This window comes from Shewanella sp. W3-18-1, from assembly GCF_000015185.1.
In the GTDB taxonomy this organism is placed as follows: domain Bacteria; phylum Pseudomonadota; class Gammaproteobacteria; order Enterobacterales; family Shewanellaceae; genus Shewanella; species Shewanella putrefaciens.
On the sequence record NC_008750.1, the window covers coordinates 1844112 to 1867952 of the forward strand.

Here is a 23841-nt window from a genome sequence, read left to right on the forward strand (position 1 = left end):
ATATGGAGTTAAGTCTGGCATGGCGCCTATTTAAACGTGAGTTACAGCAAGGGCAATTGTTACTGATTATCCTCGCTATCACGCTCGCAGTATTGTCTGTGAGTGGTTTAGCGCGGGTGAGCGAGCGCTTGCAAGTGGCAATTAATGGAGAGGCTGCTGCGTTTATTGCAGCCGATCGTATTATCGATTCACCCGTGATAATTGATCCCACTATTTTAGCTAAAGCCGAAGAGCTTGGGCTTAAGCATGTGACTAACATGCAATTTAATTCCATGGTCTATTCGGGAGATAAATTCCAGTTAGTGACAGTGCGCGCTGTTGAGGTGGGTTATCCACTCAAAGGTGAAATTGAGCTTACCACTGGTAAAACAAAAGCGTTACCTAAAGCGGATGAAATCTGGTTTGAGACGCGTTTAGGTGGGCTTTTGGGATATCCCAAATCCATAGAGTTAGGTAACAGTGAGTTTGTGCTCAGCAATGAGATCAGCCGTTTGCCCGACGCAGGGTTTAATCCTTTTGCTTCATCCCCTATTGTGTTGATGCGAATGGAAGATGTGGCAAAAACGGGGGTTATTCAACCGGGGAGCCGCGTCACGTATTTATATCAATTTGCAGGAGATGAAGCTGCCCTCATCGCTTTTGAGCAAAGTGCCAAACCGCTGCTGAATAGCACCCAACGCTGGGTCGATGTGCAATCTGGCGATTCGCCTATAGCAGGCGCTGTTAAGCGAGCAGAACGTTTCTTGCTGTTAGCCAGTTTAATGGGTATTGCACTGGCTTGCGCTGCGATAGGTATTGCTGCTCAGCGTTATTGTCAGCGCCATTACGATGTGGTGGCCATGCTGAAAACCTTCGGTGCCTCAGCAAAACAAATTCGTCTGCTGTTTGGCATGCATTTATTACTTGTGACGTTATTGGGAATAGGCTTAGGTCTTATCGGTGGTGGGTTACTGGATTTTGGGATCAGTTATCTATTGCCACCCGAAATTGCTGCTTATTCACCGCCACTGACTCGACCATTATTGCTCGGGATAAGCACAGGGCTTATCAGCGCCTTTATGTTTTCAGCCTACCCTTTGATGCGGTTACTGGCGATTCCGCCACTAAGGGTGCTGCAGCGTCAGTTAGAAGGTCTGCAACTTGGCATGTGGTTGCATTTGCTACTGAGTTTAGGGGCGATGGCGTTACTGGGATATTTGTATTCCCAAAGTTGGGCTTTGACACTAACGGTCGTTGCGGCTGTCTTACTGCTTGGTGTGTTACTGAGTGTGCTGGGTTTTGTGATGATACGTGCAGGTCACAGCATAGGTATGAAAACGACCAATCCCTTACAATTGGCGCTAGCGGGGCTAAGGCGTCGTGCGCGGCAAAATGCGGTGCAATTGGTCGGTTTTAGCGCGGCACTCGTGTTGTTATTGACCATTTTGGCGCTCAGGCAAGATTTACTTAACGAATGGCAAAAACAGCTACCCGAAAATGCGCCGAACTACTTTTTAGTCAATATTGCCCCCGATGATGCTAAGCCTTTACATGATTTTATGTCGGCAAATGGCATTACTGCGACGGATATTTATCCGGTGATCCGTGGACGTCTAACCCAAATCAACGGGGAAACCTTGATTTCTAATGAACAGCGGGAGGCTGGTGAAAAGGGGCGCGTCGGGATTTCTCGTGAGCTCAATCTCACATGGCGTAATACCTTACCCGCCAATAACGAGTTAATAGAAGGGCAGTTTAATCAAGCTACCGATGAAGTGTCAGTCGAGTCAGGTGTGGCGGAGCGTTTAGGTATTGGTCTTGGCGATAAGTTGACTTATATCATCGATAATCAGGAGCTTACCGTAAAAGTTGCGAGTATTCGTACCGTGCACTGGGAAACTCTGCAACCAAACTTCTTTATGATCTTTACCCAAGAAGCACTTGCACCTTTTGCGTATACCTCGATGGCGAGCTTCTTTCTAGATGAAAAAGGTCTTGATGATCAGGCGACGAATGCGGATAGTTCACCTAAGGATGCGGTGATTTTGGCGCTTATTCAGCAATTTCCGACGGTTTCCATCATAGATGTGGGCGCTATGGTAGGGCAGTTGCGTCAGATTATTGAGCAAGTCTCCCTGTCGTTGACCTTAGTGCTAGTCTTAGTGTTATTAGCCAGTGGCTTAGTGTTGATTGCACAGACGGAAGCTGGCATGGCGACTCGGCAGCGGGAACTTGCTGTACTGCGTACTTTTGGTGCTTCAGGATGGTTATTACGCAGTGCAACGGGTTTAGAGTTTGCTTTACTGGGCGGTATTGCAGGTGTGTTAGCAGTGATAGTAGCCGAATTTGCGCTCTATCTACTAAAAACTCAAGTGTTTGAACTTAATGTGTATATGCATTGGCCTTGGTGGGCAATTGCTCCTGTATCCGGTGCATTGCTGGTGGCCTTGCTTGGGGTGTGGCGTTGCCGTCAATTACTGAATCAATCCTGCTCTGAGTTACTAAAAGCAGGGAGTTAAACCGTTTATTACTTAAGAAAAGCACTGGGTGATCTCAGTGCTTTTTGATTGGATAAGCTACATAATAAAACTTAAATAACCTTGCAAGACAATTAAGTTAACAATATCGATAAAGAAAGCGCCCACAATCGGTACGACCATAAAAGCTTGAGGCGATGGACCCGTGCGTGAAACCAGCGCCCCCATATTCATCACTGCTGTCGGTGTTGCGCCCATACCGAATCCACAGTGGCCACCTGTTATCACCGCTGCATCGTAATTACTGCCCATGACCTTAAATGTCACAAAATAGGCAAAGAGCGCCAATACTGCGGTTTGCACTAACAAAATCACGAGTAGTGGGATCGCTAAATCAAAAATTTCCCAGAGTTTTAAATTTATCAATGCCATAGAAAGGAACAGTGATAGCGAGACTGTGCCAATAACATCGATACTCTCAGTGTGAGGTTTATAGCCTCGGGTAAGTTCAGTCATATTGGCGATGGTAACGCCTAAAAAAAGAGCATACACAAAGTCAGGCATTTTTAACCAAGCGATACCCGATAGGCCAACCCACTCAGTAATCCATTTTGCGCCAGCAACGCATAATAAGAGCACAAAAAGGGTTTCGAGAATGGTTTTTGCGGTAACGTGATCTTCTTCTAATTGATCGTAAGTGACTAAGTGTGGGTGATCGACATGGTGCTTACGACCAATACCATAGCGAGAGACAAGATTATGCTTACCAATTAATCGTTGGGCCACTGGGCCACCTATAATGCCTCCCATCACTAAGCCAAAGGTTGCAGCCGCCATGGCAAACTCTAACGTATTGATCCCATAGTTTTCTGCAAAGGTTTGTGACCAAGCGACACCTGTACCATGACCACCCGATAGTGTAATAGAACCTGCGATAAGTCCCATTATCGGTTCAAGTCCTAATAGGCTCGCTAAACTGACACCAACTGCATTTTGAATAACAATATAGAGTGAAGCGACACCTAAAAAAATGAAGACCTTTTTACCACCACTGAGTAACAGTTTGTAATTTGCCGAAAGGCCTATAGTGCTAAAGAACATCAGCATTAAGGTATTTTGCATTGATAAACTGAAATTAAGACTAATATTTTGAACGTGTAAGCCCGCGATAACCGCGGCAACAACAAGCCCACCCACTATGGGCTCAGGGATATTGTATTGTCTAAAAACACGTACATGGCGATTGATGGAGTGGCCGATAAACAGCACGAAGATAGCAACTAAAAATGATTCTAGCTCGCCAATCGTATAAGTCGTGTGCATGAGAATTCCTTACAAACTGTTTTAGTGTGGGTGTGTGATTGGGTACAGTACCCATCAGAGATAACCCATCTCGTTATTAAGCACCTGCTAATGCTGGATGTTAAGCGCTCGATCTTAAGGACAGATCTTGAACAATCCCCTGATGTTGGAGAGGGATGAATAAGCGCGGATGAACGGTCTTGGTTTTACAGAGCAGTATTGCCAAAATGGCGCGTTACTGAGTACCAATCACTGGCGACTAGGGGCCAGTGTAGATTTTGCTGAGGTCAATGTACGGCTTTGAATGAAAGCTTTTATGACCGAATGGCGGCAAGTTTAACAGGAAAAGTCTTCTTTGTCGTTAAATCATCTTATAAATCATGTTGTTGCACAAATGTGTTGAAAATGTTTTGCACAAAAACAACCTAATCTATGAGCTTCATTAAGGTGGATTAATACGTTTTTTCATTGAGTTATAACCATATTTTTTACACATAGCGCAAATAACGCCTCCATTGTTCTTTTTATTCTTCTATTTAGCGGGCAACAATATCCGTTAATGCCGATTCGAGATCTGTGTACTGAAATTGAAACCCTGCCTCAAGCGCCCGTTTAGGGTAAACAAATTGGCCTTCAGTAAGTAGTTCAGACATTTCCCCCATGGCTAGACGTAAGGCAAGCGGCGGTGTTGTGATCATTGCGGGTCGATTAAGTGCCTTACCTAATGTTTTCGCAAATTCGGCATTACTCACAGGGTTAGGAGCTGTGGCATTAAATAGGCCTTGGCACTGGTCATGGGTGAGTAAAAATTCGATAAGAGAGATGAGATCGTTGACATGTATCCAACTCATGCCTTGGCGGCCATGCCCTATTGGGCCACCGAGACCTAGTTTAAAGGGAGGAAGCATCTTTTCTAGCGCGCCGCCGTGACCGAGTACGATACCGATCCGAATAATACTGACCCGAGTATGCTCCGATGCTGCATTTAGCGCTAACTGCTCCCAGGTTTTGCAGATTTCATGGCTGAATTCAATATTGGGAGTGCTATTTTCATTTAAGAGTTGTTCACCTTGTCGACCATAAAACCCAATAGCAGAACCGCTCACCATAACACTGGGTGGATTACTACTTTGTTGAATAAGTTGGGTTAACCTAGCAGTTGTATTCCAGCGGCTACTGCAGATAAGTTGTTTTTGGTTTTTACTCCAACGCTTTGCAACGATGGGCTCGCCCGCTAAATTTACTACCGCATCTATGGTATTTAAATCATCTAGTTGATCCAAACTAGCTAAATATTGATGCTCTGCACCGAGTACTTTACGCGTTTGTTCTGGAGAGCGGGTTAATAGGGTCAACTGATGCATAGGTGCTAAAAGTGCAACCAATTGGCGACCAATAAAACCACTAGCGCCAGTGATGAGTATTTTCATGGTATTTCCTTAAGTATGTGGAACTCATTGGTTGAATTTCCCAACCCAACAAATATACGAAAACGGGCGTGAAGGGATCACTTTACGGTGATTGCTACTGCGCGGCTTTTTGATAGCAAAGTTCCATCGACACTGAATCAGCGAAGCGCAGAGCATGGGGTTTATCTATTTCAACACTAGCAAATTCTACCCAAGGATGTTCACTCGCGAGGGCTAAGGTTTGGCTTGTTAGATTTTCGAGCAGCGAGAAACGATTATTCTCAATCAGTTCAATGATCTTTTTAGTGATTGTGCGGTAATTGAGTGCGTCGTCTACATTATCACTATTACGAGCGCGTTCTGCGCAGTAATGGATCACGACATTGACTATCACATCTTGGCGATTCTGAATTTCATCTTCTTTTATGCCAATAAAAGTGCGAAGTCTTAAGTTTTTAATGCGTATAATCGCGGTTTCTGGTTTCATAATGACAACTTACTATTAAGGCTTAGGTGATTGAGATTGGTACTTTTGTCACGATAGCCTAACAATTTTATCTAAGATCAAGAAGGATTTTTAATAAATGACGCGACCTAATGCGCCTTCAGCAGCCTATCGTGGCTTTGCGGTGATGGCCTTTGTAGTGATTATTTTGGCAGGGATAAAGGCTGCCAGCCCAATAGTGGTGCCTTTTGTGTTATCCAGTTTTATTGCGATGATCTGTAATCCGGCCATTGGATTAATGACAAAATATCGTGTGCCTAAGTGGTTAGCTGTCATTCTTTTGATGTGTTTTATAGTCTTAATGGGACTTTGGTTGGCTTCCGTTGTAGGGAGTTCCATTAACGAATTTTCTAAACAACTTCCCCAATACCGTGATCAGCTAATAGAGCAGTTTTCTTGGATTATTCATAAATTACAGGCACTGAACATTCACATTTCAAAAGATCAAGTCTTAGCCTATTTTGACCCAGGTATGGCTTTATCGATGACAACGAATATGTTGTCGGGTGTAGGGAACGTAATGGCCAACTTGTTCTTGATCGTCTTAACCATAGTATTCATGTTGTTTGAGGCACAGTCTTTACCGAAAAAATTACATTTAGCGCTGGATGATCCTGATATGCGCTTACAGCAAATTGATCGTTTCTTGCAATCGGTTAATCAATATATGGTGTTAAAGACCTTAGTGAGCTTAGCGACAGGTCTCATTGTGGGTATTGGCTTAACCTTTATCGGTGTGGATTATGCTCTTTTGTGGGCTGTCATCGCCTTTTTATTCAATTACATTCCGAATATAGGTTCCATTATTGCCGCCATTCCTGCCGTGTTGTTAGCCTTTATTCAGCTTGGTCCCACCGCTGCTGGAGGGACTGCATTATTGTATATTGGCGCCAATATGGTGATGGGCAATGTGATTGAGCCCAAATTTATGGGACGTGGCCTTGGACTTTCCACGTTAGTGGTATTTTTATCATTAATTTTTTGGGGTTGGTTACTTGGATCTGTAGGAATGTTACTGTCAGTCCCTTTGACTATGGTGGTGAAAATCGCCCTTGAATCCAGTAAAAGTGGAGGTTGGTTGGCCATTTTATTGTCGGATGATGTCGATGATAGACTCGTCAAAAGTACAGTGATATCTGAGCCTGTTAATCATCAGGCGACTCCTAGTTCAACAGAAAAGAAGTAAATTAATAATGCAACGTTTTTTACAAGCGCTCACCACGTTAGAACTCGGTAATGATGCGGTACGTTTATTTCATGGTCGAGGCGGGCATTATGCTGGCTCTGAGCATATTTGTTTAGATTGGTTTGCCCCCGTTTTATTGTTAACCAGTTTTATTCCTCTCGAAGATACCGAGCTTGCGATGTGCCAGCAGGCCATTACAGCACGTTGGCAAGCATGGCATCCTGAAAGTCCTCTAAATCTCGTTTATCAATTTCGTTGTGCGGGGGAGACGTTTACTCAGTTACTTGAGGGCGAAATTCCAGAACCTCATATCGTTACTGAAAAGGGAGCGCGATTTCAGGTGCATTTAATGCGCGGCCAAAATCATGGACTTTTTCTCGATATGGCCAACGGTCGAGATTGGGTGAGGGCAAATGCACGCCATAAAAAGGTGCTTAATTTATTTGCTTATACCTGTGGATTCTCAGTTGCAGCACTGCAGGGCGGGGCTGATGAAGTTGTGAATATGGATATGAGTAAAGGAGCCCTTGCTATTGGTAAACAAAACCATTTGCTGAATGGCTTTGTCGCTGGAGCACGTTTTTTAGGCCATGATATTTTCAAATCTTGGGGCAAACTTAAAAAGCTCGGTCCCTATGAATTAATTGTTGCCGATCCTCCGAGCAATCAGAAGGGGAGTTTTGTTGCTACTAAGGATTATGTGCGTTTAATTAGGCGGTTACCTGAATTACTTACCGATAATGGTGAAGTGTTACTGTGTTTAAATGCCCCTGAACTGGATACCGCTTTTCTGCGCAAACAGGTTGCTGAAGCTGCGCCAGCATTGGAATATGTTGAGCGACTCGCTAATCCGCCAGCCTTTATCGATGTATCGGAAGAAAAGTCATTAAAAGTATTACGCTATCGAGTGAAGACTAACTGAAAGGTTTTCACTTCGCGATTCACTTTTGCCGCGTTAAAAGTGGATTTTGGTATTTTTTCGTTATTAATGGCAAACAAAACTGAAAGTTTTCTGTAACTGGATAATATGGTTTGTTATACTCCTGCCCACGGAAATCCCTTTCCTCATCGGCAAAATGTCAACATAGAAGGACATGCCTTTGTGACCTTACAAAATCAAGCAGGAGTTGTTATGGAAGTTCATGAATACGAAAATGCTTACTATCAAGTAAAGGACGATGTACTGACGTCTTTACCTGCTGAAAGTGAAGAGGAAGTGATCCCAGCCTAAAACGCTAATGGATCTTGATGAGTCGGAAGTAACAAAACAAGCAACGAAAATAGCAACCCTAAGGTTGCTATTTTTTCTTTAAAATAAGGAGGTCTTGAAGCCGACACTCGTAATAAAAGTCACCTAGCCATTCACTCTGCGCTTTTCAGGCATAATCTCAACGATCACCCATTTATTACCGATTTTATGTAGGCGGATGGTTCTATCATCAATCCAAGGTTGTCCCGCTTTAAGCCCTTTCATCTTAATTACCACGAGAACATCTTTGGTAAATTTGCGAAAAAAATCGATATCAATATCATCAATTTCCATTTCAACGTTGGTCATAGAAAGACTGAGCATATTACGTTGTACTGCAGTGGCAATGTAGTAGTGGCTTAGCACTTCTTTTAGTGGATCATTGACGAACTGTTTGGCTTTTTCAACATCACGATCGACATAGATAGCTTTGAAAAAGCCTAAACTCACTTCCTCTGGGGTTAGTGTCGGCGGTTTCCCTGAATCGCCACAACCAAACAGAAATAATAGAGAGATAAAGAATAGAGTTCGCATAGGTTAGTGCCCTCGGAATTTGCTTCGAGTATCGCGATTTTAACGCCTATGTTCAAGTTTTGTAAGAATTTGACGAATAATAGGAAATGGGTTGACTGTTCGGCGGTGACTATGGCATATAGTAAAAGATACTTTAAAAGGTTATCCACAGAATCTGTGGAAAACTATGTTGAAGACTTAAGTGATGTTTTGTAAGTCACTGATATCGTCTTTATTTATCTGCTGGTCAAAAAGTGACGATTGGCTGTTACTTATTAGAATCCATTGTTGATTGTGGATATTTTCTTAGAATGACTCACTCTATACACATAGCTGAATAGCATTTCCTGAGTTCTTTCCATCGTTTTCTAATGTCATTTTGGTTTTTTATATCCGTCATTCCGCAGCTAATTCCAGAATTTAAATAGTGTGATCTGGCGATCAGCTTTTCATAAAAACTACGACACCATCTTGACCGCGATCGACAGTTTTGATCTATTACTGCTATTTGACGGTCTCAAAATATGTCTACCCATCCTGTTATTAAACGCTTAGATCACCTTGGTCTCATTGCCGCCTTTTGTCACGAAATTGGCCTGCCACGGATGATAGATGCCGTTATCCCAAAATATTCTGACCACAATGTTTCTCATGGTGACGCGGTATTGGCCATGCTCCTAAATGGACTTGGCTTTCATAGCAGAACACTGCACATGTTCTCGGACTTTTTTAAGACCAAGCCTGTATCTAAGCTACTCGCCAAAGACATTGAAGCACACCACCTGACTGATGATGTACTAGGCCGCACATTAGATGCTCTATACGAAGCCGATGTCTCAGCGCTCTATCAGGTTATTGCTGAGCGTGTTGTTGATAAACTGGGCTTGACGACCGATTCTGTTCATCTTGATATCACTAGCTTCCACGTTGATGGTGAGTATGCACAAGATGAAAACACCAACGTGATTAAGCTTGTAAGAGGTTATAGTCGGGATCATAGGCCAGAGCTTAACCAAGTCGTGCTTGAACTCATCTGTGAAAACCAAGCAGGTATTCCTGTTTACATGCAAGCACTGAGTGGTAACACCAATGATGCCAAGGCATTCGCTGAAGTCACTAAAAGACACATACATTGCCTAAAAGCCGCGCAAAATAGTCGTTACTTTATCGCTGATGCCGCTTTGTACACCGAAGAAAGCATCTCCTCGCTAGATGAGCAAAATCAAAAATTCATTACCCGTGTCCCCATGACCATCAAGCTCGCAAAACAAGCACTACTTGCGCTAGAGCCAGAGCAATTAAGCACTATCGGTCATGGCTACTCAGGATGTTGGATAGACTCGGATTACGGAAAGGTCAATCAACGTTGGTTGCTCGTTCACAGTGAACAGGCCACCAAGCGGGAAGAAATCACTTTCTTCAAGAACTTAGAGAAAAACATAGCAAAAGAAATCAAAGCGTTGGAAAAGCTAAGTAAAAAACCATTCGCTTGTGAAGTTGACGCAGAATTAGCGTTTAACGATTTCAAGAAACAATGTGACTTACTTGGGTTTGAACAAGGCACTCTCATCAAACAGCCGACTTACTCTCATTCGGGCCGCCCAAAGACAGATGAAGCACCGACAGGATACCAATACTTTATCGAAGCCGCCCCCTTCACCGACCTAGAAAAAGTAAAACTGGCTAAGCTCAAAGTAGGCATGTTTATCCTCGCGACGAATGACACCGACAATGAAGCACTCACCATGGCGGCTCTTCTAGCACATTACAAATCGCAACAAAAAGTCGAGCGCGGCTTCCGTTTTCTAAAAAGCCCTGAGTTTTTAACCTCTTCCATCTTCTTGAAAAAGCCTGAGCGCATTGAAGCGTTGCTAATGATAATGACGTTGAGCTTGCTTGTTTACGCTAGTTTAGAACACAAAATCAGAGAACAACTCGCACAAACCGAAGCGTTCTTCCCAAGTATGGTAAAGAACAAGACGACCTCCAGACCGACGGCACGTTGGGTCTTCTTGCAATTCGAAGGCATAGATACGCTAGAGATTAACGGCCAAAGGTTCATCACTGGACTTCAAGATCACCAAACACAACTACTCAAATTACTCGGTAGATTCTATGAGGTAGTTTATTCCTAAATTAGCTGCGGAATGTCGGTTATATCGCTAAACGATCAGTCAATCATGGTACATTTACCTGAAAATAGGTTAAAAAAAAGCACTGGGACAGGCCAGTGCTTTTTTGTGGTTATCATTTAACCGTATTTAACAGTGTTAGCGTTTTGCCGCATCGTTTTGTGAAGCTTGAATGGCTGTCAGGGCGATGGTGTAGACAATGTCATCAACTAATGCACCGCGGGATAAGTCATTTACTGGCTTACGCATACCTTGCAGCATTGGGCCGATACTGATCAGATCGGCGCTTCGTTGTACGGCCTTGTAAGTTGTGTTGCCTGTATTGAGGTCTGGGAATACAAATACTGTAGCTTGTCCAGCGACAGGGCTATTAGGCGCCTTAGAGCGGGCAACGTTTGGCATTACAGCCGCATCGTATTGCAAAGGACCGTCAATGATCAGATCTGGGCGTTTTTCTTTCGCGATACGAGTCGCTTCACGGACTTTATCCACATCTGAACCCGTGCCCGAGTTGCCTGTTGAGTAGCTGATCATCGCCACTCTTGGCTCGATACCGAAGGCTTTTGCAGATTCCGCTGATTGAATAGCGATATCAGCTAGCTGCTCAGCATTCGGATCTGGGTTAATGGCACAGTCGCCGTAAACTAACACTTGGTCTGGCATCAACATAAAGAAGATAGATGATACTAAGCTTGAACCGGGTGCGGTTTTAATCAGTTGTAACGGAGGACGAATGGTATTGGCTGTCGTGTTAACGGCGCCAGAAACAATACCATCAACTTCATTTTGCGCCAGCATCATAGTGCCAAGCACCATGTTGTCCTCTAACTGTTCTTTAGCCACGACTTCAGTTAAGCCCTTGCTACGACGTAGTTCTAACATAGGCTCAACGTAACGATCCCGTACGTCTTCTGGATCAATAATAACAACGCCTTCACCAAGCACGACATCTTGTTGGGCCGCGATACGTAGAATTTCTTCTTTTTTACCTAAGAGTACGCAGCGTGCAATACCGCGCTCTGCACAAATGGCTGCCGCTTTAATCGTACGAGGCTCATCACCTTCCGGTAAAACCACGGTTTTATGGGCTGCACGTGCCAGTTCCGTTAATTTATAGCGGAAGGCGGGTGGCGATAGGCGATGTTCTCGTGGAGAGTTTTTAGTGACGCTTTCAATCCAAGTTTGATCGATATGGCTTGCGACATAATCTTGGACTAAATCAATACGTACCGCATCATCGACGGGCACTTCATGGTCAAATCGTTGAATATTAAGCGAGGTTTGCCACGTGTTAGTATCAATTAAGAATACGGGTAAGCCTGTTTCAAAGGCTTGTTCACATAGCTTAAGGATTTCTGGCTCTGGCTCATAGCTACCGGTCAGAAGCAGCGCACCAATTTTAACGCCATTCATGGCTGCAAGGCAGGCAGAGACGATAACATCTGAGCGATCGCCAGAGGTAACGAGTAACGAGTCAGTTTTTATATGGTTAACCATATTGGGGATGCTGCGCGCACAGAAGGTCACTTTACGCAGGCGACGAGTGTGCATTTCACCTGCATTAATAATGCGAGCGCGTAAGTGCTTAGCAAGATCTGAAGCGCGTGGTGCGACTAGGTCAAGATTGTACGGCACACTGCCTAAGATACGCAGTGGACTCTTACCTGGCAGTTGGAACATACTGGCCGCATCGGAGCGTTGAACACCTTGGTGATCAAATACTTCGGATAAGTCAGGACGAGCGCGGCCTTCATCATCAACGGGCGCACCAATTTTGTTGATCACGGCACCAATTAAGCGTTTGTTCTTATTGCCACCCCATGAGTTATAGGCAATTTCGAGGCGATTCATTAGGCCTGTTGGTGTATCACTACCAGGGGTTGCAATGAAAATAACATCAGCATCCATGGCTTTAGCAATGGCGTAGTTAACATCGTCAGCGAAAGGATGGCTACGAGTAGGGACTAAACCTTCGACGATAAGTGTTTCGGTATTGCTGGCGCATTCCGCAGTACGGGCAATGATTTGCTCCATTAACACATCGATTTGGTCTGCACGAATTAACGCTTCAGCATGGGCCATATCGAAGGGTTCTAATGGATTTACTGTCGGTGACTTGCTTAAAATCGTGGTCGAGCGCTCTGGGCCATTATCGTTTGGACGAAGTTGAGAAATAGGCTTAAAGAATTGTACTTTAACCCCATGGCGCTCCAGTGCGCGAACCATCCCAAGGCTTAAGGAGGTCAGGCCAACTCCTGTGCCTATGGGGATTAACATAATATTTCGGGACATAAAAACCTCTAAGTTCGATGGTTTTTGGCAGATAGGTTCTGCGAGTTTGCTTATGAATGTGTTTACTGTAAGTCTTTAACAATAAAGCCGTTTGGATGAGCAAACGGCTTAGGTCATCTTATTCTTTGTTGATAAGTTTAATGGAGTCTTCGGCAATAACCCATTCTTCATTAGTTGGGATCACCATAGCAACAGTGCTGTTATCTTGGGTGATAATGCCTTTTTTACCGAAGCGCGCGGCTTTATTGCGTTCGCTATCGACATGGAAATTAAAGATTTCCAAGAGGTTAAGTACTTTCTCACGAATTAAGTCAGAGTTTTCACCAATGCCACCCGTAAAGACGACTGCATCTAAACGGCCCAGTGGCACTGTGTAAGAGGCAATGTATTTGGCTAAACGATAGCAGAAGATTTCTAAGGCTAAGGTCGCGCCTTTATGGCCATCAGCATAACCTTCTTCGATGCCACGGCAATCGTTAGTCAGCTCGGAAATACCCAGCAGACCACTTTGCTTGTTCATCAGGTTATTGACTTCTTCTAAGGTGTAACCTAATTGATGGACTAAGTGATAGATGATTGAAGGATCAATATCGCCACAACGAGTGCCCATCACTAAACCTTCTAATGGGGTTAAGCCCATCGAGGTGTCGACACTTTTGCCACCTTTCACTGCGGTAACAGAAGCGCCATTTCCTAAATGTGCACAGATCACATTGGTTTCGGCTAACGGTTTGTTGAGCATTTTCGCCGCTTCACGGCTAACAAATAAATGGCTAGTACCATGCATACCATAACGACGAATACCGTGTTCGCGGTATAACTTGTATGGTAAGGCATAGACGTAAGCTCTGTCTGGCATGCTTTGGTGGAAAGCGGTATCAAACACTGCGACTTGAGGCAATTTAGGGAAAGAGGCCATTGCCGCTCTAATGCCAATAAGGTGTGCAGGGTTATGCAATGGGGCAAGTGATGCACAATCTTCAATACCTTTGATCACGCTATCATCAATAATCACTGAACGAGTGAATTTTTCGCCGCCATGAACAATACGATGACCTACAGCTTGGATTTGTGCTGCTAACTCGGGTTGACCCGCAAGGATTTTATTAACAATGAATTCAACGGCTTCACGGTGAGCTGTAAATGCACCTAAGGCAGCTTCCTGTTTTTCACCGTTGATTTTCCATTTGATACGAGAATCTTCTAAGCCAAAACACTCGGCTAGGCCAGAGATCTGATCGTCACCTGTTTGCGCGTCAATGACGGCAAATTTGAGTGAAGAGCTACCGCAATTGAGTACTAAAACCAGTTTATTAGACATGTGTAAACCTTTTGCCATTGTGTTTAATATAACGATTCAAAAACTATAGAACCACCGAGTATTTGCCGTAACAGTCTTGGGGCAAAGTGCCAAATTATGCTATGGTAAAAACAGTATTCCATTGTTGTAGGTGTCTAAAATTGAGCATCAATATTCTCAAAACCTTAGGAGACGGTCGCCGTTATATGAAGACGTGGCCTATGGTTAGACAACTGGGTTTGTTTTTTCCTGAGTATCGGGTTGTGCGTGCGACTCAGCTTGCCATTCTGGTGATGCCAGTGTTGGCGGTTTTTGCGAGTATGAGCCAGCTATATATCTATGGTTGGGCATTTTTGCCACAAGCTGTCACTATCGCTTTATTTTTTATCAGCCTGCCAGTGCAGGGCTTATTGTGGCTAGGTTGGCGGGCTCGCCATCCTTTACCTTTGTCGCTCTTCGACTGGAGTAACCAGTTAAGCGCGAAGCTGTCTTCCATGGGCATTCAGTGCCAAACCTTAGGTGCTAAGGCTTGTTATCTCGATATGGCGGTTATTTTAAAAATAGCCTTTGAGCGCTTAGATGCCAGTTATTGGGAAGAACTCTAGTTTTATATTTTGTCTTAATGTGTTTTTAATCGCTGCTTAGTCGACTAATAAACCGCATTTATGCCTTGCTGGACAAATACCGCTTTAATCTTTTCCATGGTTTCGCGGCTTGGGGGAGATACGCCATCGAGTTGATAGTTTTCGCCCATGGCTTCCCACTTATGCTTACCTAATTCGTGATAGGGCAGTAACTCTACCTTTTCAATGTTTTTCATGGGCTTGATAAACTCGGCCAGTTGCAATGCCGATGCTTCATCATCGGTAAATCCACCCACGACGACATAACGTATCCATGTCGCTTGGTTGCGTTTTGCCAAATACTCGGCAAATTGCAGTGTTCTGTGATTACTGACTTTGGTTAATTCAATGTGTTTTTCGTCATCCATGTGTTTGATGTCGAGTAGAACCAAGTCAGTGTGGTCAAGTAACTCATCAATCACAGGTGTGTACTTACGTACAAAGCCATTGGTGTCTAAACAGGTATGAACACCCTCATTTTTACAGGCTTTAAATAATTCGGCGACGAATTCGGCCTGTAAAATAGCTTCACCACCACTTGCTGTTACACCACCATTGCTGGCATCAAGGAAAGGTCGGTAGCTGATGATTTGACTCATTAACTCATCGACTTGCACTTCTTTGCCACCATCAAGATCCCAAGTGTCACGGTTGTGGCAATATTGGCAGCGCATTAAACAGCCTTGCATAAAGGCGATAAACCGTATGCCAGGACCATCTACTGTGCCAAAGGATTCCACTGAGTGGATCCGACCGATAACTGCCATTGTGACTCCTGATAAAATAAGTGAGGCTGTAGTACAGTGTACTACAGCCTTTACTTATTTAGCTTACAGACCTTTAGTAAAAGTACGTGTGATCACATCTTGTTGTTGCTCTGGCGTCAGTGAATTAAAGCGCACTGCGTAACCAGAAACACGGATGGTTAGTTGTGGATACTTGTCTGGATGCTTAACAGCGTCTTCGAGCATTTCACGATTCATCACGTTGACGTTTAAGTGCTGGCCACCTTCTTTTTTGTCATTGTGGTCGAAATAGCCATCCATCAATGCTGCTAAGTTGGCGCGGCGTGCATCATCATCTTTACCTAAGGCATTTGGCACGATTGAGAAGGTATAAGAAATACCGTCTTGGGCGTGGGCGAAAGGCAGTTTAGCCACAGAAGTTAAAGAAGCGATTGCACCTTTTTCGTCACGGCCATGCATTGGGTTTGCACCCGGTGCAAATGGCGCACCTGAGCGACGACCATCGGGTGTGTTACCTGTTTTCTTACCATAAACCACGTTTGAGGTGATGGTCAGAATTGACTGAGTTGGTACTGCATTGCGATACATTTTACGGTCACGAATTTTGGCCATAAAACGTTCAACTAAGTCACAGGCGATATCGTCAACACGTGGGTCGTTGTTACCAAATTTTGGATAGTCGCCACTGATGTCGAAATCAACAGCAATGCCGTTTTCATCACGAACAGGTTTTACGGTAGCGTATTTAATCGCAGACAGTGAGTCGGCAGCGATAGATAGACCGGCAATACCACAAGCCATAGTACGGCGTACATCTCTGTCATGCAGTGCCATGAGCGCAGCTTCGTAAGAGTACTTGTCGTGCATAAAGTGGATAGCATTCAATGACGCAACATATTGGGTTGCTAACCAATCCATTAAGCCGTCAAGACGATTCATTACATCATCAAAGTTGAGCACTTCGTCAGTGATCATGTCTGCTTTAGGGGCGATTTGGATTTTCAGTTTTTCATCAATACCGCCGTTGATCGCATATAACATGGTTTTTGCGAGGTTTGCACGAGCACCGAAGAACTGCATGTGTTTACCCACAACCATTGGGCTTACGCAACAGGCGATAGCATAATCGTCAGATTGGAAATCAGGACGCATTAAGTCATCGTTTTCGTATTGGATTGAGCTAGTATCGATAGACACTTTAGCGCAATATTTTTTGAAACCGATCGGCAGTTTATCTGACCATAATACGGTGATATTAGGCTCAGGGCTTGGACCCATAGTGTAAAGGGTATTCAAGAAACGGAAGCTTGATTTGGTCACTAACGTACGGCCATCTAAGCCCATACCGCCAATAGATTCAGTTGCCCAAATCGGGTCGCCGGAGAATAACTCATCGTATTCAGGAGTACGTAGGAAACGCACCATACGCAGTTTCATCACGAAATGGTCAATCATTTCCTGAGCTTGTAGCTCAGTTAAGGTGCCATTTTTCAGATCGCGTTCGATATAAACATCAAGGAATGATGAAGTACGTCCTAATGACATCGCCGCGCCATTTTGGCTCTTCACTGCGGCTAAGTAGCCAAAGTAAGTCCATTGAATCGCTTCGCGAGCATTTTTAGCAGGGCCTGAAATATCAAAACCATACTTAGCAGCCATTTTCTTCATTTGGCCTAGTGCGCGGTGTTGTTCGGCAATTTCTTCGCGTAGTTGAATAACATTTGATAAATCTTCACCCGCTTCGAACTGCGCTTGCAGTGAGCTAAATTGGGCAAATTTATCTTTCATCAAGTAATCGATACCGTAAAGTGCGACTCGGCGATAGTCACCGATAATACGGCCACGGCCATAGGCATCGGGTAAACCGGTTAATACACCTGATTTACGGCAAGCCATAATTTCTGGTGTGTAAACATCAAACACGCCTTGGTTATGGGTTTTACGCAGTTCTGAATAGACGTATTTAACATCTTCATCTAGTTCACGACCGTAGGCGGCGCATGAGCTTTCCACCATACGAATACCACCGTTAGGTAACATTGCACGTTTTAATGGTGCATCTGTTTGCAAGCCAACGATAGTTTCTAAATCTTTGTTGATATAACCCGCATCATGGGAGGTGATGGTTGACACCATCTTAGTATCGAAATCAACAGGCGCGTGGGTACGGTTTTCCTGTTTAATGCCTTCCATCACTTTATCCCACAGTGTTGTGGTTGCTTCGGTGGCACCGGCTAGGAATGATTCGTCGCCTTCATAGGGAGTATAGTTTTGTTGGATAAAGTCACGTACATTGACTTCAGATTTCCAATCGCCAGGAGTGAAACCTTCCCATGCGCTGGCAAACAGTTCAGTTTTGTCGGTCATCGTACTAATACCTTTTGGTTGAGATAAAGGTTATTGGCGATCAGCGCTAAGCAATGCTGAGTATAAGCCAATAGCTAATTCCTGATATAAAAAGCTCCCTTCATGATGACGCCCTATGATGGGAACTGATTTTAAAGTGCCTGTTGTTTTACAACAGTTGTTACTTTAAAAGCCTGTCTATTGATACCCGATAAGATGACAAATATTCGTTAGTTCGGTTATCGATAATGTCTCATTATAATTGGTAAGACCAATTAACCATGTTCATATTACCATAGCTAACCTACTATGGCACTCAAATCAGTTTAGTTTGCCTTGAGTTAATTCCAAAATTGCTACCCAGATAGCATTTTTACCGCAAATTAACGTTTGCATCTCATCGATTAGTCATATATCTAAACTACGTTCAAACATATTTAATTCAGCAATACAAATACACTGATATTCGGATTCAATTTTGGTAGAACACACAAAAACAAACATGTTTACTTATTTAGTCATTATAGGATCAATGGTATATAGGCAATCTGGTTGATATGTAAATGTTTTTAAAATCAATCAGATTGACTATATATCAGTGAAATAAATAGTGCCTATCATTAGCGCAAACCAACAATATTATTGGCTTGCGCTAAAGGGGTTAATCAGAGCAGTGCAGGGATACCTTCAATCATCCCAACGGCTAACATGGCAGCTAGACAAATGATAAATGCTAAGCCTGGAATGATGACTCGGTCAGCAAATGACAAGGTTTTTGGACGTTCCTTATCACCAATAAGACCATTGTTATCAAGCAGCATCGTTAAGGCCCAAGCAAGCACTGGGTTGGCAACAAAAGAGGCAAAAATACAAATCCCAGCCGCTTGGCTACTTAAATTGTCTTTTACCATTTGTAAGCCTGCTTCAAGCAGTGGTAAGAACACGCCGACCAACAATGCTATTGACATCACTGGACGCCATACCGTCACATCCATTGGATAACCAATAATTGCGACAATAATACAAAGGCTACCGAGTAAAATGGCACCAGCGGGAATAGGGCGTTTTGCAATGGCAGCAGGGATCATATAAGTCCCCCAAGATGATGTAATGTTACCGCCGCCTACCGCTGTGCCTACCATTTGGCGTAGTGAGCAGGTTGTCATTGTGTCATCAACATCCATTAACACTTTTTCCGCGCCTTTAGGGTAATTCAGCTCTTGGAAAATACGATGTCCTAAGAAATCCGGTGACCACATAGCAACCGCTAAGATGGCAAAGGGCAGTGAAGCGATAAAGTGTGCAGTATTAGGTAAACCTAGTTGCCATCCATGCTCAGTCGAGCCCCACCAGTAGACAGGGTTAAGGTTGGGGATCCCTGGTTCTGTGACAAATTTCAGATCAAGGCCCGCTCCTAAACCAAAAGCTAAGGCAATCGCAGTAATAGAGCATAGTGGAATCGCCAGCCAGCGTTTACCCACTTTAGCAAGGTAAGCATATAAAATGACATTGACGAGTAAGATTGCAAAAGCCACATAACCGAGTGAGTAATCTAAGCTATGTTTGGCCTGTAAACCGCCAGCCCACTCGAAGAGTGAACCAATTTGACTTTTGGCGCCCATAAAACCGAGGAACACCAATAATCCCCCTGCTACACCGCCACTTGTCAGGTTAACGAGCCGCGATCCTCCCTTAAAATAACTGAGAATGAGACCAAATATCCCAATCAGCATGGCTAATGCAAGTGGGTGTGCGCCCGCTAAAGCGATGGCACCAATTAAGGGGATCATTGGGCCGTGATTACCACCTAAGTTAGCGCGAGGATTAATAAAACCAGAACTAATGATACAGAAGAGTAACGCGGGGATAAGCATTTCAACACGGACAACTTGGATGGCAAACTCTGCCCCTAAATTGATATGTTCCCACCGTTCAGTTAATCCTGCTGCCCATGCTGCCATCACCGCTGAATACATTACGGTAATTCCGATAGTTCCAGCTAATGCGGGGACTAAGTCCTCCCACTCGAAACGAAAGTCGCGACCCGGTAAATTTAATCCCCAGCGTCTTGGTTTCATGATTTTAAGCTCATGCTCCAAATACGCTTCGCGAGTGACAAACTGAGACGCTGGACGGTGCAGTTCTCTGTAAGTCCGCTCTGAGGCTTCCCTTTCTTCTTTTTTGACTGTTTCAGACATAGTTTCTCATTCTCCGAAAAGAACATTGTGATTCATCATTTGATGACAACCGAGCGTGTTCCATGATTTTGGTAACTGCTTTTGCTTGTTGCTTAGCAAGCTAAAGAGTAGTCACTTTTTAGTCGTCGATGCGGACAAGTTATTCACCCCAATTTGTCCTCATTCTGTCGTGTTCCTAATGTGTGAATTGGTCTGACCAATTTACCTGTTAAATCTTAACATAGGTAATTAATGTCATCACTAGGTATCAATAAATCTGAAACACCTGTTTTAGGGATTTGGGAGGCACTTAACAACTTAGGTGGGATAACAATAAAAATTGCCGCTTAGGCATGCATATTGCGTTACCTATTGATCACATTTGCCAGTGATTCTGTGTTATAGCGCTGCTAAATAGGGTGGGAATTTGAGGCGGCTTGAAATACAAGTCTTGATTGTGAGTTAGATCAGTAGGTGTGTATGAATAAGTGTGAGGCAAGGTGTGTTTTTTTATCGTTTTCTCTGAGATGTAAAATGCAGATGTTTCATTATCAAGTGGGCTGATAATGTCCTGCTACGGGACAAAATAGGAGGGGGTGAGGTGATAATGTAATCGATAAGTATCATTGGCTAAGTGAGTGCTTTTTAGTTAAAGATCTTGATTAATAGGTGGTGAATTCTGCATTAATATTATTTTGTTATTTAAAACAATAGGTAATGTGTTGTGTTAAGTATTTTTTGCATTTTAACATTCTAGTTTGAATGAGGTTTTGTTATCAGGGTTATTGATGGTTCCTATCATTATTACCCAATTTTATTGAGCGATTCTTCAGGTTATTGTTTGATTGCACTATTCACAGGGCAATGAAATTACTGGAGAAATTTATGTTGTTAACGCTATTTTCCCCGAAAATATTCAGTGTTGGAGCTAACTGAGATGAAGGCATCACATTATGATGCTCATATGAGGGCGCAACCTCATCTCAGCTCGCCAACACCATTCAATCCACATCATAACGGAAAGACTGAGCCTGATAAGCGAAGTCTTTATCAACATGCTGAACACTATGGGCAAAGTAAGGTAGCTAAATCTGCTTGGCAATCATTTGGTTTGGCAGCATTTGCAGGCGGTTTTATTGCCTTAGCTTTTGTATTTTATATCACAGTAACAACGGGGGCGTCTGGGAGTGCTTGGGGGCTTGTACGCTTAGCGGGAGGGTTAGCTTTTAGTTTGGGACTGATGTTGGTGGTGATTTGTGGCGGCGAGCTGTTCACGAGTACCGTGTTGAGTTCTGTTGCTTGGGCACAAAAGAAAGTCACTACTAAACAACTTGTTATGTGCTGGACGCGGGTCTACCTGGGTAATCTACTCGGTGCAATGGTGATGTTGCTACTGATTATGTCTGCCCGTATGTATCTGCTCGACGGGGGACGCTGGGGGATAAATGCCCTAACGATCGCTCAGCATAAATTACATCACGGCTGGTTTCAGGCATTTAGTTTAGGGATCCTTTGTAACATGTTGGTTTGTTTAGGGGTATGGATGACCTTTGCGAGCCGTGATGCGTTAACCAAAGCGATATTACTGATGTTGCCAGTCGCCATGTTTGTGAGCAGTGGTTTTGAGCACAGCATAGCTAATCTGTTTATGGTGCCCCTAGGAATTGCCATTCATCTTTTTGCTGATCAGACATTTTTTACCTCAGCAGCTATTGATGCCGCGCAATTCAGTGATTTAACCCTCAGCCACTTTGTCATCAAGAATCTTATTCCGGTGACACTGGGCAATATTGTTGGTGGTGGCATTTTTGTGGGACTCGGTTATTGGTGGATTGAGCAAGCCAAACCTCAACACCCATCAAACATTGAGCGCCACACCCCAACATTAACCTTAGTCAATGCATTGACTGCGACTTCTTCTTACTTAAACAACGATATGCCAACGGATACCGCGCTTGCTAATGAGCCTGCGTTATCAATAAGTCCTGATGCTCATATTTATTCTATTTCTGCCGGAGATCAACCTACTATGTTAAATGCCAAAGCGGTTTCAAAACCTATTCCTAAAATGTGTGTGAGTGATGTGATGGACAGACATCCCATCACGCTAAGTGCCGATCAATCTGTCTATGCAGGTTTAAAATTATTAAGTGATGCAAATGTCCGCTCTGCGCCTGTGGTCGATGATAAACAAGCATTAGTGGGGTTTATTTCACAACAAGATCTATTACGAAGTCTTTGGGCACAGGAGTTTACCCGAGGTGTACCTGATAAAGTGGCTGACTTAATGCAAACCGAGGTGTTAACTGTCTCTCCTAAGGATCCACTGGATGCATTAATTGAGTTAATGGTTGTTGATCGTCAAAAGTTGTTTCCTGTAACGGATAGCGGACTGATGATTGCGAGTACTTATCAAAGTTATGAAGAACGGTTGCGCCATGCCTATGCCACTAAGCCAAGTGCTTTTCCGGTGATAGAGCAGGGTAAGTTGTGTGGGATGGTGACTCGAGAAGAGATTGCCAAAGCGGTTTGTGGTGCTTTTTACGATTAAGTTTGATCGCTGTTAATTTAACCCCGAAACAAGCTGGGTTGTTTCGGGTTTTTCATTTTCTTGCTTCGGTATAAAGGTATTAGCGTTTAATTGTAATTTGTCGATGACGACTTAAGCGCCTTGCTTCAGTGATAACGCAGTCCCTGAGTGGATTTTCGCCTGAATCTGTACGCCAAATAAATGATAAATGCCGTTTCATATTGAGTTGCGGTGTCGACAGAATAACGAGTTCACCATTAGCGACATCTTTTTCAACATCCAAAAAAGGCAAGCTGCTTAAATAGGGACCATTCTTTACTAACGCCTTGAGCAGTGGGACGTGTTCATATTCTTTCCAGACGTTTAATTTTTCAATAACGCCATGAATAGCACCATCAAAAATACGTCTTGTACCTGCGCCTTGCTCCCTCAGTACCCATTTAGCCTGTTCAAGTTGCGATAAACTCGTGCTTTCATAACGAGCATAGGGATGGTGGGGAGAAGCGATAACCACTAAGTGATCATCTAACCATTGCTCTTGATGGAGACGCACATCATCGTTACGTCCTTCGATGATCCCTAAATCAAACTCATAGTTGAGTAAGCCGTCAACAACATGGTCGGTGTTTTCTACCATCAACTCAATGCGTAATTCTGGGAAATCCGTATCAATCTTGCTGATGAGTTCGGGTAATAGATGCTCCGCAGCCGTCTGGCTGGAACAAAGTTTAAAGCGACCACTGATTAAGTGTTGTTCATGTAGGCCTAATTCAATTTGTTGTGCATCTTGTAGTAGGCGTCTTGCTTTTGGACGTAACCAATTTCCCCAGTGACTTAATGTGAGCCTATTTCCCTGACGTATAAAGAGTGGACGGCCGAGTAAATTTTCAAGTTGGCCGAGGGACATACTGACTGCAGATTGTGTCATGGAAAGTTTTCTGGCTGCGGCACTCACACTTTCAAGGCTGGCAACAGCATCGAAAACGGCAATTTGCTTGAGTGAGTACTTCATGTGTTTATTTGCTCCTAGCTGAAAAATGGGGGTGTGAAAAGTATCAATTTTATTGATAGATCG

16 protein-coding genes are annotated in these 23841 nt (G+C 43.7%); 6 read left to right on the forward strand and 10 right to left on the reverse strand.

Going from position 1 to position 23841, the window contains the following annotated elements; all coding sequences use genetic code 11:
• The first annotated feature begins 2 nt into the window (after positions 1-2).
• Positions 3-2498, forward strand: a complete 2496-nt coding sequence (locus SPUTW3181_RS08440; protein ID WP_011788955.1) for an ABC transporter permease — start codon at positions 3-5, stop codon at positions 2496-2498.
• Positions 2499-2555: 57 nt separating this feature from the next.
• Here the strand turns inward: SPUTW3181_RS08440 and gltS are convergent, their stop codons facing one another.
• The 3 genes from gltS to folX all read right to left on the reverse strand — a co-directional run bounded on the left by gltS (position 2556) and on the right by folX (position 5654).
• A complete protein-coding gene (gene gltS / locus SPUTW3181_RS08445; RefSeq protein WP_011788956.1) occupies positions 2556-3779 on the reverse strand; it encodes a sodium/glutamate symporter in 1224 nt (407 codons plus the stop codon).
• Between the two features lie 515 nt (positions 3780-4294).
• A complete protein-coding gene (locus SPUTW3181_RS08450; protein ID WP_011788957.1) occupies positions 4295-5188 on the reverse strand; it encodes a TIGR01777 family oxidoreductase in 894 nt (297 codons plus the stop codon).
• Positions 5189-5282: 94 nt separating this feature from the next.
• Complete coding sequence (gene folX, locus SPUTW3181_RS08455) at positions 5283-5654, reverse strand: dihydroneopterin triphosphate 2'-epimerase (protein ID WP_011788958.1); 372 nt, start codon at positions 5652-5654, stop codon at positions 5283-5285.
• A gap of 97 nt (positions 5655-5751) precedes the next feature.
• Here folX and SPUTW3181_RS08460 point away from each other — a divergent pair, with 97 nt between their 5' ends.
• Complete coding sequence (locus SPUTW3181_RS08460) at positions 5752-6858, forward strand: AI-2E family transporter (protein ID WP_011788959.1); 1107 nt, start codon at positions 5752-5754, stop codon at positions 6856-6858.
• A 7-nt stretch (positions 6859-6865) separates the two neighbouring features.
• Positions 6866-7780 (forward strand): class I SAM-dependent methyltransferase, encoded by a 915-nt coding sequence (locus SPUTW3181_RS08465; protein ID WP_011788960.1) that lies wholly within the window; start codon positions 6866-6868, stop codon positions 7778-7780.
• Positions 7781-8212: 432 nt separating this feature from the next.
• On the opposite strand, the gene SPUTW3181_RS08475 is transcribed toward SPUTW3181_RS08465, so the two are convergent.
• A complete protein-coding gene (locus SPUTW3181_RS08475; protein WP_011788962.1) occupies positions 8213-8641 on the reverse strand; it encodes a hypothetical protein in 429 nt (142 codons plus the stop codon).
• Between the two features lie 503 nt (positions 8642-9144).
• Between SPUTW3181_RS08475 and SPUTW3181_RS08480 the strand changes: the two genes are divergently transcribed.
• A complete protein-coding gene (locus tag SPUTW3181_RS08480) occupies positions 9145-10755 on the forward strand; it encodes an IS1634-like element ISSpu7 family transposase (RefSeq protein WP_011787758.1) in 1611 nt (536 codons plus the stop codon).
• Between the two features lie 135 nt (positions 10756-10890).
• Here the strand turns inward: SPUTW3181_RS08480 and pta are convergent, their stop codons facing one another.
• A complete protein-coding gene (pta, locus tag SPUTW3181_RS08485; RefSeq protein WP_011788963.1) occupies positions 10891-13044 on the reverse strand; it encodes a phosphate acetyltransferase in 2154 nt (717 codons plus the stop codon).
• Positions 13045-13162: 118 nt separating this feature from the next.
• Positions 13163-14365, reverse strand: a complete 1203-nt coding sequence (gene ackA, locus SPUTW3181_RS08490) for an acetate kinase (protein WP_011788964.1) — start codon at positions 14363-14365, stop codon at positions 13163-13165.
• A 140-nt stretch (positions 14366-14505) separates the two neighbouring features.
• Between ackA and yfbV the strand changes: the two genes are divergently transcribed.
• Positions 14506-14949: a terminus macrodomain insulation protein YfbV gene (gene yfbV / locus SPUTW3181_RS08495; protein ID WP_014610792.1), complete on the forward strand. Its 444-nt coding sequence runs from the start codon at positions 14506-14508 to the stop codon at positions 14947-14949.
• 44 nt (positions 14950-14993) lie between these two features.
• Here yfbV and pflA read toward each other — a convergent pair whose 3' ends face one another.
• The 3 genes from pflA to SPUTW3181_RS08510 form a co-directional block, all read right to left on the reverse strand.
• Complete coding sequence (gene pflA, locus SPUTW3181_RS08500; protein ID WP_011788966.1) at positions 14994-15734, reverse strand: pyruvate formate lyase 1-activating protein; 741 nt, start codon at positions 15732-15734, stop codon at positions 14994-14996.
• A 63-nt stretch (positions 15735-15797) separates the two neighbouring features.
• Entirely contained in the window at positions 15798-18080 is a 2283-nt protein-coding gene (gene pflB, locus SPUTW3181_RS08505; RefSeq protein ID WP_011788967.1) for a formate C-acetyltransferase, read from the reverse strand.
• A 644-nt stretch (positions 18081-18724) separates the two neighbouring features.
• On the reverse strand, positions 18725-20257 hold the full coding sequence (locus SPUTW3181_RS08510; protein WP_011788968.1) for a DUF3360 family protein: 1533 nt from the start codon (positions 20255-20257) through the stop codon (positions 18725-18727).
• A gap of 916 nt (positions 20258-21173) precedes the next feature.
• Between SPUTW3181_RS08510 and focA the strand changes: the two genes are divergently transcribed.
• Positions 21174-22787 (forward strand): formate transporter FocA, encoded by a 1614-nt coding sequence (gene focA / locus SPUTW3181_RS08515; protein WP_011788969.1) that lies wholly within the window; start codon positions 21174-21176, stop codon positions 22785-22787.
• A 79-nt stretch (positions 22788-22866) separates the two neighbouring features.
• Here focA and SPUTW3181_RS08520 read toward each other — a convergent pair whose 3' ends face one another.
• Positions 22867-23778, reverse strand: a complete 912-nt coding sequence (locus SPUTW3181_RS08520; protein ID WP_011788970.1) for a LysR family transcriptional regulator — start codon at positions 23776-23778, stop codon at positions 22867-22869.
• Positions 23779-23841 lie beyond the last annotated feature (63 nt).

Bases quoted from the DNA above. Each gene is read 5' to 3' on its own strand.
- SPUTW3181_RS08440 (WP_011788955.1), top strand. From the start codon at position 3: ATGGAGTTAAGTCTGGCATGGCGCCTATTTAAACGTGAGTTACAGCAA.
- SPUTW3181_RS08520 (WP_011788970.1), bottom strand. From the start codon at position 23,778: ATGAAGTACTCACTCAAGCAAATTGCCGTTTTCGATGCTGTTGCCAGC.
- focA (WP_011788969.1), top strand. From the start codon at position 21,174: ATGAAGGCATCACATTATGATGCTCATATGAGGGCGCAACCTCATCTC.
- SPUTW3181_RS08450 (WP_011788957.1), bottom strand. From the start codon at position 5,188: ATGAAAATACTCATCACTGGCGCTAGTGGTTTTATTGGTCGCCAATTG.
- pflA (WP_011788966.1), bottom strand. From the start codon at position 15,734: ATGGCAGTTATCGGTCGGATCCACTCAGTGGAATCCTTTGGCACAGTA.
- SPUTW3181_RS08480 (WP_011787758.1), top strand. From the start codon at position 9,145: ATGTCTACCCATCCTGTTATTAAACGCTTAGATCACCTTGGTCTCATT.
- SPUTW3181_RS08465 (WP_011788960.1), top strand. From the start codon at position 6,866: ATGCAACGTTTTTTACAAGCGCTCACCACGTTAGAACTCGGTAATGAT.
- SPUTW3181_RS08510 (WP_011788968.1), bottom strand. From the start codon at position 20,257: ATGTCTGAAACAGTCAAAAAAGAAGAAAGGGAAGCCTCAGAGCGGACT.
- ackA (WP_011788964.1), bottom strand. From the start codon at position 14,365: ATGTCTAATAAACTGGTTTTAGTACTCAATTGCGGTAGCTCTTCACTC.
- pflB (WP_011788967.1), bottom strand. From the start codon at position 18,080: ATGACCGACAAAACTGAACTGTTTGCCAGCGCATGGGAAGGTTTCACT.
- gltS (WP_011788956.1), bottom strand. From the start codon at position 3,779: ATGCACACGACTTATACGATTGGCGAGCTAGAATCATTTTTAGTTGCT.
- SPUTW3181_RS08460 (WP_011788959.1), top strand. From the start codon at position 5,752: ATGACGCGACCTAATGCGCCTTCAGCAGCCTATCGTGGCTTTGCGGTG.
- folX (WP_011788958.1), bottom strand. From the start codon at position 5,654: ATGAAACCAGAAACCGCGATTATACGCATTAAAAACTTAAGACTTCGC.
- pta (WP_011788963.1), bottom strand. From the start codon at position 13,044: ATGTCCCGAAATATTATGTTAATCCCCATAGGCACAGGAGTTGGCCTG.
- SPUTW3181_RS08475 (WP_011788962.1), bottom strand. From the start codon at position 8,641: ATGCGAACTCTATTCTTTATCTCTCTATTATTTCTGTTTGGTTGTGGC.